A 12,930-nucleotide genomic window follows, 5' to 3' on the forward strand; every position below is an offset into this window, starting at 1 on the left:
AGGGGCGCGCCCCTCGATACGGAGCCCAGGGGAAGGGCTCCTACTCGGGGCGAACGGGCTGGTTGTTAGCTTTGGGTCGCGGGCGAAGCCCGCGCTGAATTAACAGGTAGCGTGCATCGTTGGTGAGAGTATAAGTGCCCCGTCGCCGCCGGCTAACGGCGACCTTCGACAGCGACGGAAGCGGCCGGGGAGGACAGAGGATGGGCGATACCTGGAGGTTGACATGTGCGTACCGCCGCACACTGGCGGCTCTTCTTGTGCTAACCGCGACCGGACTCGCGGCGTGCGGCGACGATGACGGCGCGCCCGCACCGCAGGGAGCCCCGGCCCTCGCGCCGATCGGCGACCAGACGGTCCAGCCAGGCCGCTCGCTCGTTCTACGGTTGACCGCTACCGACCCCGACGGCGACCGCGTCACATACTCCAGCTCGGCCCTGCCCGCTAACGCCGAACTGATCCCGTCAACCGGCTTGTTCGTGTTCACCCCGGACCCGGGCCAGGCGAATTCAAGCTATACGGTCGACTTCTCCGTCAGCGACGGCGCGCATCAAGATAGCGAACGCGTCAAAATCCGCGTCGGCGGCACGGTGCCGCCCGCGGACCGCAGCCCCGTTCTCGACCCGATCGGCCACCACACGGTCAGCGTCGGATCGACACTCACCCTGCAGCACTACGCCACCGATCCCGAGTCTGGCCCGATCGCGTTCGGCGTTCATCCGCCGCTGCCCCCGAACGCGAGCTACGATAGCGACACGGGCCTCTTCACCTTCACGCCGACGGCCGATCAGGTGGGGGTCCTCTCCCTCAGCTTCATTGCCGGCGACGGAGCGACGGTCGACCACGAAACCGTGCAGATAATCGTCAGCGAGCAGGGCGCACCGTGCTCGGTGTCGACACCTAAAGGGTGCGTTCCACTGCCCACGGCGACCCCGACGGGGTCGCCCGGGCCGTCGGTGACCCCGGCGCCTCCGTCAGACCTCACGGTGGCGCAGTGCTACACGGTCGCGTCCGGCAGCTACACGTACCATTACGTCAACGTCGTCAATGGCGGCCGGCTGATCTTCCTCGACGACGGCGGCACCATCGACTTCCGGGTCGGCTCGCTGCTCGTCGAGCAGGGCGGTACGGTCCAGGCCGGCTCGCTGGCGTGCCCGTTCGGGTCGGCCGGCGGCAAACTCGAAATCGGGCTCTGGGGCACCGACCCGACGAATCAGGGCACGGTGCAGGATCCCCCGATTCCCGGCATCGCGTGCGTCGGCAACGCGGGTAACTGCTTCGACCCCAACCTCACCGCGGCGTCGCACTACTGTACAAAGCCCGACCCGCCGGGAAACTGGACACCGACCGACCCCTGCAACGTCAGCAGCGGCACCGGCAATGCGAAGTTCGAAGGGTACGCCCCACTCAGCTACGACTACGGCGACAACTACTTCGGTTACAAGGCGTTCGCCGTCAGCTACGGCGGCAGCCTCCAGCTCTTCGGCCGCAAGGGCGTCCGCGACGCGGATCTCTCCCCGACGCCGCAGGCGGCCTGCGACACGCCGGCCGATCAGTACGACCTGAAGCAGTGGGCCACCCTCAGCGGAAGGAGCTGGGCCCGTCTGGATGCCACGGTTGCCGCCGGCGACACGACGCTGACCATGGACCGGATTGTCGACTGGGCCAGGGGGGATCGGCTCGTCGTCGGAACCACGGATTGGTATCCCAGCCACTCCGAAGTCGTGCAGATCGAGTCGGCAGCCACCACCCCGCACGGCAGGACCGTGCTGACCCTCTCCGCACCGCTCGCGTACGCCCATAATGGGGAGAAGTATCAGATACCACCCACTCCTCGCGCTAAAGCCGGCAACCCGAACCGCGAAGTCGAAATGCGCGCCCCGGTCGGTTTGCTGTCGCGCAGCATCGTCATCTACTCGCTTGGCGACACCCCAGACGAACCGTTCCCCAATCCCGAGAGCGACGACTGGGAGAAATGCAGCTTCGCCAGCAACAGCGGCAACCCGCCGGCCCACCCCGAGTGCTACTTCGGCGGTCACCTGATCGCACGTCAGGGATTCGCCGCGTTCCAGGTGCAGGGTGTCGAGCTCCGCCAGCTCGGTCAGGGTGGCCGCATGGGCCACTACCCCATGCATCTCCATCTCTTGAAGTCGACCGCCTACACGGACGCGTACGTGAAGGACTGCTCGATCTGGGACTCGATGGATCGCTTCGTCGTTCTGCACGGCACGCATGAAGTGACCGTCGCACGCAACGTCGGCTTCCTCTCGATCGGTCACGGCTTCTACCTCGAGGATGCTACGGAGATCGAAAACCTGCTCTGTCAGAACCTCGCCGTCTCCGTGCGCGGTTCGTTCGACGAGTTCTTCGAGAATCAACCCGCGACCAGTCCGTCGTACCGCTTCGTCCCGCCGATCCTCGACGGTGCCCAGCAAGAGATCAATCAGGGATTCCTCTTCGGCGCCGACTCGCTCTTCCCCGTCGCCTTCTGGACCATGAACACGTGGAACGAGCTGGTCGGCAACGCCGCCAACGGGGTGTACGGGTTCGGGTCCTGCTACTGGTTCCTGGGCTCGGGAGTGAGCGGACCGAGCATGAATCTCACCTGGACGAAGGGCAGCAACACCCCGGCTGACTTCGCCGACTTTAACGTCGCCGGACAGAAGCAGGCGCCCGTCAAGCGCTTCCGCGGCAACTCGTGCAGTACCGCCACGTACGGTTTGCAAACCACGCTCGAGGTGCAGCCGACGGGTAGCACTCCGGCGCAGACGGGCTTCACCGCGGCCACCAATCCGTACATCGCCAACAACCCGAGCCAGTTCGATCGCCCGCAGGCGATGGGCAACTTCCTGCCGGTGAAATACGGGACGAACCCCGCCTGCGCGAGCGGCTATCCCGAAGAGAGCCAGTTCGCGTCCAATCCCGACTACTGCGTCACCACGGTGATCGACCACTTCACCACGTCGTTCAATCACCCGGGGGCCGACTTCGGCTCCGTCTGGCTGCGGCCGATGTGGTTTGTGTTCATGAACAGCGCCATCACGGACCAGCTCGGCGGCGGTCTCGGTTTCATCACCGGCGGAAGCTGGACGCAGACGCCGCCGGGGTATTTCTCGATGACGAAGAACAGCGTCTTCGTCGGTTCGACCGGGTCGGAGAGCCCCGACGCGTCGCCGATGGGTCCGGATTTGTGCCCGTGTCCGAGCCCGACCCCGTACGCGAGCTGCGAGCCGGCCTGCGCACAGGCCTGTAAGGGGGCCAACGGGGCACAGTGCCTCCTGTCTGCCGACGGCATCGCGCTATTCACCGGCGGTTTCAATCCGAAACGGATGATGACCATTTACGACGGCCCGTTTTACGCCGACGGCTCGGTCTTCACGGACACCCCGCCGCAAGTCTGCGACACCACCGGGCCGGCGCCGTTCGACGATCCGAACAGTTGCCGAATCTACTCGTCGTCGACCCAGCCCGAGTTCCTCCCGAGCGGGACGCCGGCGCCGACCGAGACACCGGTGCCGCAGATGCACCTGGTCCACGCCGCCATCGGCTGGAAGCAGCCGAACGGATTCTACTATCCGCCCGCGTTTGCCTTCCGGAAGACGGGCTTCGACGCCTCCACCTTCCGCCACAACGTCATCGATCAGTACGAGACCTACCTGCAGGGTTCGCTGGCGTCGCCGACCGGACAGCCGGCGGCGTTCACCCCGTTGGGCGAGACGTTCCAGGGCATCACGCCGATCGACTTTTCCACCATCCTCAACGACATGGACGGTACCCTGACCGGTTGGGTGCCGCGCGGCGGCACGCGCACTTCCTCGCTAAGCAAGAACACCTTCTTCAACGCGCCGTCACAGGATGCCGAATGCCTGTCGTTCGGGGTTCAGACCTCGCCGTACGAGTTCGTCTCTTCGGTGATCGCCCCGCTCGGCAGCAACGGCACCGGCCTCTACGTCGACAGCTCCTACTGGGGCATTGCCAAGACGCCAGCCGTCCCGATTTACCGCCAGCTGCTCCTGCCCGGAGATGAGTGCCTCGGCGACCAGTCGGTGTGCTGCGCCTCCGGCTATCCGGATTGCAACGTCGGTACAGTCGGCTGCACGCGTGCCAGCTTCATGCTGGGTGGTCAGGGCGGACAGGCCCCTTATCTGACCACTAACAACGGGGTCTACTACATCGACACGAACCCGCAGGAACAGAGCCCGAGCTGTTTCCACGAGCCGCAGGTATTCGAGCCCGGCTTCGCCGCCGGTAAGTCGTACGTGCTGTACAACCTGTTTGCCAACGAGAACACTAACGTCACCTACCAGATCTACGTCGGCGACGACTTCGTACCGGCGTCCGACGGCCAGTGGGTGCGCGTGCAACCGCACGTATACAACGCTGCCGCCGGCCAGGGAGGCAACGCCACCATGGTGACGCCGATCACCGACGCGAAGGTGCTCCAGGCGCTCAACGCCGGCGTAACCGTGGACAACGGCGTCTTCCAGGCCGTGTTCGACCACGCCGCTATCGCTCCCGCGTACTTGTTCTCGAGCAAGCAGACCTACGACGTGTGCCTGCCTCGCGACCTCTGCCAGATCGATACGTCGACGTCGAAATCTTGCACCATGCAGGCGCAACCGGAGTTTCTCGACGGCAATGCCGCGGACTACGCCGACTACCAAACGGCGGTGACCGACATTTGCAGCTACTGGACGACGGCCAGCGCCGGCCGCAAGTCCTTGCCCAACACGCCGGGTGACGACGCCGACGATCCGTCGTTCGCCGACTGTCCTGCCGGCGGCTGCCTCGGATATGCGTTTACGCTCCCGGCGGGCTTCACGCCGAAACCCTACGCACAGGCCGGCGCACCCTTGACGGGTTGCTTCGACGCCACCTGGGACGTGCCCATGAGCAACGTGGACCCGGCGTGCCCGACGCCGGCGACACCCAATCCGACGGCATTCTGTCCGCAGGGCACGCCGACCATCACCCCCACGCCCGCACAGACCACGCAAGCCGCGACGCCGACCAAGACCGCTCCGGGACTGCCCACCGCGACCGCCACTCAGGCCGCGGCGCCCACCGCGACCGCCACGCAGGCCGGCGCGACCGCGACCGCAACCACGTCGGCCGGCGTCGCCACGGCAACCCCGACGGTTCCGGCGGCAACGCCGTCGCGCACGAAGGGTCCGGCGGCGGCCACACCGACACCGACACCGACGGGCGGGGGGCCCGTCACCACCCCGACGCCAACGCCGGTCCCCAGCCCGAGCGGCGCACTAACCTGGAATCTGAACGGCACCACGATGGCCACCCTGACGGGCATCCCGACGACCGGTAGTTCCTATGCCCAGGGGGCGCTCGTGCTGCAGGATGCCGGGAAGCGCTTCTGCACCACAGCCGGAACGTACCCGCAGGTTCAGGTCAAGGTGTCGTCGAGCCAGCTGCTCACGGTCGGCTTGTTCATTAACACGCTGACGTCCGGTACGGTCGCGGTCGCCGCGCTTCCCGCCGTGTCGACGGCGGGAACATACGACGTGCTGATTCAGACGTTCCCGAACTGCGATAGCTCGGACCCGCCGTACACGATCACGATGCCCGGTGCCGTGGTGTACCAGAGCATCCCGTAGCCCGGGTTATGAGTCTGTCGACAAACCGCCAAACCCGGCTTCGACAAGCTCAGCCTGAGCGGTGGTGAAATCGGTTTCATTGGGTTTTCCCCGCTCACGCTGATTTGCGATTTCCGCGTTTGCGCACGGTGCGAAGAACTTTCCAGATGATCGAGGAGCAGTACCCACCGTTCGTGCCGAGTAGCGCCGTCTCGACAGCCCGATCGCCCTGAGTAGCCGATGTCTTCTCAATCGGCGTATCGAAGGGTTCAGGCGCGTATCGAGGCCCGTCTGGTGTGACCCCTCGATACGGCCCCTGAAAAAACGGGGCCTACTCGGGACGAACGGGTTGTCCTCTCCCGATGCGGACGGTTTCCGTTCGTGCCGAGTAGCGCCGTCTCGACAGCCCGATCGCCCTGAGTAGCCGATGTCTTCTCAATCGGCGTATCGAAGGGTTCAGGCGCGTATCGAGGCACGCGGGAGTCGATCAACCGTCCGGATGGGGCGTCGCCCCTCGATACGGCCCCTGAAAAAACGGGGCCTACTCGGGACGAACGGGCAATGTCACTTCCATTCTGTTGCCCGCGCGGAACCCGTTCGCCCCGAGTAGGCCCCGTCTCGATGACCCGATCGCCCTGAGTAGCCGATGTCTTCTCAATCGGCGTATCGAAGGGCTCAGGGGCCGTATCGAGGGGCCGAATGCTCGTCATGAACAGCTCGGCTTCGACACGTCGATCTCGATGTCGTCGACACTGTCGGCGGCCATGGCGCTGCGTTCGGTTTCCGTCAGCTCCGTGTCGGCGATGGTCAGCGCGTAGTGCTGCCGCGGGTCGAAGTCGGGGAACTGGTCGATTCGGTCGAGCACGTCGGCAACCAGCTTCTTGAGGAAGATCCGCGGCGCGACACCCACCTTGCCCCCGAGCTTGCCGGTGACGGCCCGGGCGAGGTCGCCGATGTATTGGTCGCCGGCGTGGCCGCGAACCCGCCCTGGATCCGCCGCCGCGTCGGCGAAGATGTCACGGATCTTCACCCCGACCGAACACAGACTCTCGATCGTAAACCCGGGCAGCCGGATCTGCACGGCACGCGGATTGTCGAAGCGGGCCTCCGTGGCAAAGTCGACGTGCAACCGCTGCGCCAGGGGTGCCAGGCGCTGAATCCCCTGCGGGCTCTCGAAGAACGACGGGGTCCCCGTGATCAGCAGATACAGTCCCGGAAAGCGTCCGGCATCCACCTCGTCGATGAGCTGCCGCAAGGCGTTCAAGCCGCGCTCGCGCACGTCCGTCCGCACCCGCTGCAATGTTTCCACCTCGTCGAACACGACCAGCAACCCCGGGTGACCCGAGTCGCGCAGCATGACCAGCACGCCCTGGAGAAAGCTCAACGCACCGAAATGGTCGATCTCACCCTTGATGCCCGCAAAGCGCTTGGCCGCCGCCGCCACGTTGGGTTGTCCGGCCACCCAGGCGATCAACGCCTCCGCCGTCGGCTTGTCGTCCGCCGCGAGGGCCTGCCGGTAGCCGCGCAGGGCCGACGCCAGCGCCGGGGCGGTGCGCGTGATCCCGGCGAGCCGCTGCTCCATCAGCGCGTTGGTGCGCTCGACCAACTCCCGCGCGTTGTGCTCGCTCACGGTCTGCTCGGCGAGGACGTCCTCTTCGAGGGCGAAGAACCAGCCATCGATCACCCGGCGCATGGCCCCGTCCGGCGTATCCGCCGTCGACAGCCGTTCCATGAGCCGCCGGTACACGGTTTCGAGGCGGTGCAGCGGCGTCTCCGTTTCGGAGATCTGGATCTCGGCCGCCGCGAATCCGCGGCGTCTGGCGCGCTCCTGCAACCAGCGCGCGAAGAACGTCTTGCCGCTGCCGTACTCTCCCCGTACGGCCTTGAACACGGCGCCACCCCGGCCGACGGCGTCGAGCTCCTGATCGAGTGTTGCCTCGAACCGATCGAGCCCGACCGCGAACAGGTCGAGGCCCATGCGCGGCACCGTTCCACGCCGCAGTGCGTCGATGATCTCCTGGCGGCGTTGTGGACTGATCATGCACTGGCTCCAGGGGAACGGATGCCGCCCGGGTCGGTCTAGACCTCGCTCGACCGGAGTCGCTGCCAGAACTGCCGCGGCGTGACCATCGGCATCTCCCGTACGGTCGCCAGTTTCACCAACGCGGCGTCGCCGGTGACGAAGACGTCCGCTCGACCGGCGATGCCCTCGCCGAGCACCAGCGCATCGTCGGCATCGACTCCCGCGTCAACCGGTTCCGCCGCTTCGACGATCTCAATCGCCTGGCTGGAGACGAAATCGACGATCTCTGCGGATCGCGCCGCCGGCAACTTCACCTTCCTCCGCAGTGCGGCACCCAGTTCCCGAAGCACGGCGCGTCCAACCACGAGATCGTGCTCGAGCAGCACGACTTCCAGCAAATCCGCGCAAAGTCCGCGGGAGGCAAACGCGGCGACCAGCACGTTCGTGTCGAGGAACACCCTCACGAAATCGACCGGAATACGTCTTCGTCCCCAAGGAGGCCCTGTGCCTCGGCGAAGGGCAACGTCATGCCCCGGAGCTCACGAAACCGCGCGATGGCCACCTGGCGCTTCAACGCCTCGCGGGCGATCTCGCTCTTGGTGCGTCCCGTCGTCCGCGCGATGCGCGCCAGCGCTTTGTCGAGCTTTGCATCCAGCCGGATGGTCAACGTCGTCATCGGCAGTATACCTCCGCGTACGACAGTGTCACACGAGCGGCGCGGCCGTTCAACTCGCCGCGTTCCGCTCGACAGGGCCACGACAAAGTCGCTGACGGAGCCTCAATACACCGCCAGAAGAAGGCGGCTACTCGGCACGAACGGCTTATCCCCCGAGGCAGGTTTCACCCGTTCGCCCCGAGTAGGACCCATCTCGATGACCCGATCGCCCTGAGTAGCCGATGTCTTCTCAATCGGCGTATCGAAGGGTTCAGGGTCCGTATCGAGGGGCACGCCGCGGTGGTCACGCCGTCCCTCGATACGCGCGTGAAAAGACCGCGCTACTCGGGACGAACGGGGAGGCACCGCGCGTGAAAAGACCGCGCTACTCGGGACGAACGGCTTATCCTCCGAGGCAGGTTTCACCCGTTCACCCCGAGTAGGGCCCATCTCGATGACCCGATCGCCCTGAGTAGCCGATGTCTTCTCAATCGGCGTATCGAAGGGCTCAGGGCCCGTATCGAGGGGCCCCGTCAATATATCGAACGGCCTCACTCAACCCTTCCTTCTCCCGCGCTTCGCCGGCGGCTTCCAGGCGCGGATCTGGTCGGTCGTAACCCCAAGGGCGCGGGCTTCCTCGGTGACGAAGTCGGCGAAGTAGTCGCCCATGCGCAGGTTGTGGCCCGGGTCGACTTCGTTGTGCCACTGCTGCACCCACGGCAGCAGCTCGAGGAGCCCGGCCAGCAGCGGTGTCAGCCGTTCCGCCGTCCAGCCTTCCGTCTCCTTCATCGCCACGTAGTAGGCAGCCAGCGCCTGCGCCTGCTGGAGGTGGTCCCACCCTGCCCACGCAATCACCGGCGTCGGATCAGCGTCGCGCTCGCAGTGCGGATAGCTGACGAACCGTTCCTTCGGCACATCGAGCTTGCCGCGCAACCGCCAGAAGGTAGCGTTGAGAAAGTCGGCGGAGGTGTACTTGGGGGGGACGGGAATCTGCAATGGTTTCGGTGTCGGGGGCCGGGTGTCGGGTGTCGGGACGGCTTGGTTTCTATCCGCCCCCTGACCCCCGACCCCCGACCCCTGACACCTGTCCTCTTCCCGCTGTAATTCCCACGTCCGCTCCCACAGCTCGCGCTTGCGCAGCCCGCTGTCCTTGTACCGGAGCACCGGCAGGAACGGCACGGATTCCGACTCCACGAGCTCGGTGACGAGGGCGGTGAGGTCGTAGTCGGCGCGGCCGCGATACAGCTCGGCGACCTGGAGGAAGTCGGCGTCCTGCCGCACCCGGTCGGCGAGCCTGGCGCACGTGGTCAGCTCGACGGACGGCCAGTGGCGGGGGTCTTCGAGGCGGTCGAGGAGCCAATCGCGTACCGCCCGATCCTGTCTCGCCTCCCACGGTTCGGTGTTCCAGCGGCGTTTGTACTCGGGTTGCTCGATGAGGCGGACGTAGGGGTTCGTCTCGATGACCTCGATCCGCCGCTCCACGAGACGCCGGTACGCTTCCGGCCAGTGGGAGGGCAGCGCAGTGATCGGCGTGGAACCGTGGCGCTCGAACCAAGCCGTCGTCAGCTCGCCGGCGGCCATCTTGCGGGCCGTGACGATCTCGAAGGCACGTTCGCCGAGTTGGAGCGGTGGCAGGTCGGCCGGCACGGCGCCCTCACCCCCGCCCTCTCCGGGTCTGTCGATAAACGGATGCGCCCCTCGATACGCCGCCAGGAAAGGGCGGCTACTCGGGGTGAACGGATCAGGATGTTTCAAAAAGGGGGCGAAAATCCGTTCGCCCCGAGTAGGGCCCGTCTCCATGACCCGATCGCCCTGAGTAGCCGATGTCTTCTCAATCGGCGTATCGAAGGGCTCAGGGCCCGTATCGAGGGGCGCCCCCGGAGAAAACCAACAGTCCCCTCCCGCGGAGGTGCGGGAGAGTGGGTCGGAGGCCGCGCGCGCAGCGGCATGAGTCAGCGGCTCCTCCGTCAGGCCGTAGAGCCGGTAGCACTCCCAGTCGAGTTCCTCTTGCAGTGCGATCATGGTGCCACGTATCGCATCAGCGCACGCCCGCGCCTGCCGCAAGTGCTCAGAGGTCTTTAGACCTTGCGTCAGCGCCTCGCGAGGACTTCCCTCGCGTAGTGTCTTTCCGCAGCGATCGAGTGCGATGCCGAGCGACAATGCTATGCCGTGCGACGCCCCCATTTCGACAGGAAACCGCTCCAGACCCGTGCCGGTGAACTCGTAGAAGTTCTCGAATGACACGGTTGTTTGTCTCGCCCCCCGTTCATCGACAGTACTCCCCTTGTTGTGGAACACCTGCTTCATCCAGAAGCACGCCGTGGAGCTGTTGAGCAGGCCGAGGAGGGCGAGGTGGTCGTCCTCGGTGGCGTCCGGCGGCAGCTTGATGACCGGCGCGGACTGCTTGAACACCTTACCGCCGCGGTCGAGGACGAAGTGGTTGTGCGTCGCCACGAAGGCGAAGGCGATGGAGAGCGGCGTGCGGAACCGGTCGCGGAAGAACATCGAGTGATCGAACCATCTGAGCCCGCGTTCCTCTGGAGTCTGTCCATAGTCCTTGCGGCGCCGAAGCACTGTGCGGTAAGTCCAGAAGTGACTGACAAGCGACACCGGCAGGGCATCGACTGGGTCGCCAGTTGTCTTGTCGTAAGGAAAGACGGAGCAGAGCGCTGGCTCCATGCTCCAATCCCGCACATCCTCGCCAACAACCAGCGGAACGGCGTATTCCTGCAGAGCATGCGTTCTCGCCGCCGCTGGCTCCATGTAGAAGACGTCGTCCTCGCCAGTGTGGGTCGTCCTCCCGATCTCCTGGATCAAAGTCCCGAGCGTCGCGTGTCCACGCCGATTCAGTATCTCCTTCAGCTCCGCAGCCCCGCCACCGCCGATGCTCCACGGATGTTTCGCGAAGCTCTCCCGCTCCATGTCGGCGACGCTGACGTACTCGCTCACCGACCCGACGTGGTCGACCTGCGACACGATCGCCGTCCACACCAGGCCGTGTGCCGGGTCCTCCGGTGTCGAGGGCTCGCCGCGAATGCCCATCACGGCGCGCACCGTGTCGGCCACCGGCGGCCGGTGCCGGCCGAACAGGATCGCCGTCGGCGTGCCGTGCCCGGGGATGTACGCCCCCGACGTGTCGATGACGTGCGTCAGGTCCCAGCGCGGGATGACCTGCTCGATCAGCTTCTTGCCGAACTCCCGCTTCATGAAGGAGTTGGCGGTGATCATGCCGACGAAGCCCGCCTTCGCTGAAGCTTCGGGGGGCGAGCTCGCTCCGCCAGAAGAACACAGGGCGAGCTCGAAGAAGCGCTCCATGAACGGCACCGCCAGCGAGTACTGGCGGTGGCACGAGCCGTAGCGGTCGCGGTACGCCTGGTTGAGCGCCTTGTCCTTCACCGTGATGTACGGCGGGTTGCCAACGACGGCGTGGTACTGCCGGCCGAGGATGCGCGCCAGCTCCGCGGCGTCCTCGGCCTGATAGACGTGCCTCACGGCGTCGTTCCGGTAGAGGTCCGGCGTCGGCCCGCTCGTCGCCGTGAATTGGCGTCCGTGCAGCAACGAGTCGCCCGTGGCGACGTTGATCCGGAACGCCGGCGCGTCCTGCAGCCGCTGCACGTCGCTCGCCTGCAACGCCGCCACCAGCAGACGGAAGCGCGCGATCGCCACGGCGAACGGGTTCAGGTCGACGCCGTACACCTGGTCCAACGCCCGCTGCGCCAGCTCCCGCGCATTGACGGCCGGCTCGTATTGCGTCCACAGCCGCAGCAGTCGCTGGAACCCGCCGAGCAGGAAGTGCCCCGACCCGCACGTCGGGTCGAGCATGCTCACTTCCCGATACCCGAATTCGTCGATCGCCGGCGTGAGGGTCCGGTCGATGATGAATTCCTCGACGAACTCCGGGGTCTGCAGCAGCGCGTACTTCTTCCGCGCCGCCTCGGAGAGGTCCTGGTACAGGTCGCCGAGGAAGCGCGTGTTCCAGGACTGGTCGGTGAAGTCGTGCGCCAGCGCGCCGGTGGCGGGGTCGATACGCTGCCAGAACTCCAGCAGCCGCGTGGCGCCGTCGCCGGAGAGGCCGACCTGCCAGAGCGGATTATGGCGTTCATCGAAGAGTCCGGCGGCCGCGGGCAGCGCCGCCACCTCGCGGAACACCGCGTGCAGGTACTCGCGGTCGGTGTCCATCGGGTGCTGGCGGAAGTAGAGGATGTGGTGGTCGCGGGCGCGGTGCAGGCGATCGCCGGGGCCGGCGAGGCGCGGCTCGGGGACGAGCCCGGTGTCCTCGAGGAAACGGACGAAGACGCAGCCGAGTACCCACGCGACGGCGACCTGGGTGAGGGTGTCGTCGCGCCAGACCTCGTAGGGGTCGGCGGTGCGGTCGGCGGCGGTGGCGGCGGCGTGCTCCTTGCGGAGGGCGTCGCCGACTTCGGCGACGGCGGTGCTGCGTTCGCGGAGGTCTTCTTCGAGCGCGCGGACCAGAGGGCGGAGGTCATCGAGGAGTCGGGCGGGGTCGATCATTGGGCGGACATCCCTAGCACATCGTGGGGGGTTCGAGACCAGAGCGGCGCGCCGGCTTCGACAGGGCTCAGCGCGGCCCCTCGATACGGCCCCTGAACCCTTCGATACGCCGATTGAGAAGACATCGGCTACTCAGGGCGATCGGGTCATGG

Annotated in this window: 5 protein-coding genes; 1 reads left to right on the plus strand and 4 read right to left on the minus strand. The window is 66.3% G+C overall.

The features are described from left to right. The first annotated feature begins 200 nt into the window (after nucleotides 1-200). Nucleotides 201-5,609 carry a hypothetical protein gene (locus tag L6Q96_22170; protein ID MCK6557256.1) on the plus strand — a complete coding sequence of 1,803 codons (5,409 nt, stop codon included), beginning with the start codon at nucleotides 201-203 and terminating at the stop codon, nucleotides 5,607-5,609. 685 nt (nucleotides 5,610-6,294) lie between these two features. Here the strand turns inward: L6Q96_22170 and brxD are convergent. The 4 genes from brxD to pglX all read right to left on the minus strand — a co-directional run bounded on the left by brxD (nucleotide 6,295) and on the right by pglX (nucleotide 12,778). Continuing rightward, a complete protein-coding gene (brxD, locus tag L6Q96_22175) occupies nucleotides 6,295-7,629 on the minus strand; it encodes a BREX system ATP-binding protein BrxD (GenBank protein ID MCK6557257.1) in 1,335 nt (444 codons plus the stop codon). 38 nt (nucleotides 7,630-7,667) lie between these two features. Beyond that, entirely contained in the window at nucleotides 7,668-8,075 is a 408-nt protein-coding gene (locus tag L6Q96_22180; GenBank protein MCK6557258.1) for a putative toxin-antitoxin system toxin component, PIN family, read from the minus strand. Continuing rightward, nucleotides 8,072-8,287 carry a ribbon-helix-helix domain-containing protein gene (locus L6Q96_22185; GenBank protein ID MCK6557259.1) on the minus strand — a complete coding sequence of 72 codons (216 nt, stop codon included), beginning with the start codon at nucleotides 8,285-8,287 and terminating at the stop codon, nucleotides 8,072-8,074. Before L6Q96_22185 ends, L6Q96_22180 begins: the two co-directional genes overlap by 4 nt. A gap of 534 nt (nucleotides 8,288-8,821) precedes the next feature. Continuing rightward, nucleotides 8,822-12,778, minus strand: coding sequence for a BREX-2 system adenine-specific DNA-methyltransferase PglX (gene pglX, locus L6Q96_22190; protein MCK6557260.1), 3,957 nt, complete (start codon nucleotides 12,776-12,778; stop codon nucleotides 8,822-8,824). Nucleotides 12,779-12,930: the final 152 nt, after the last annotated feature.

Source organism: Candidatus Binatia bacterium (assembly GCA_023150935.1).
Lineage (GTDB): Bacteria > Desulfobacterota > Binatia > HRBIN30 > HRBIN30 > JAKLJW01.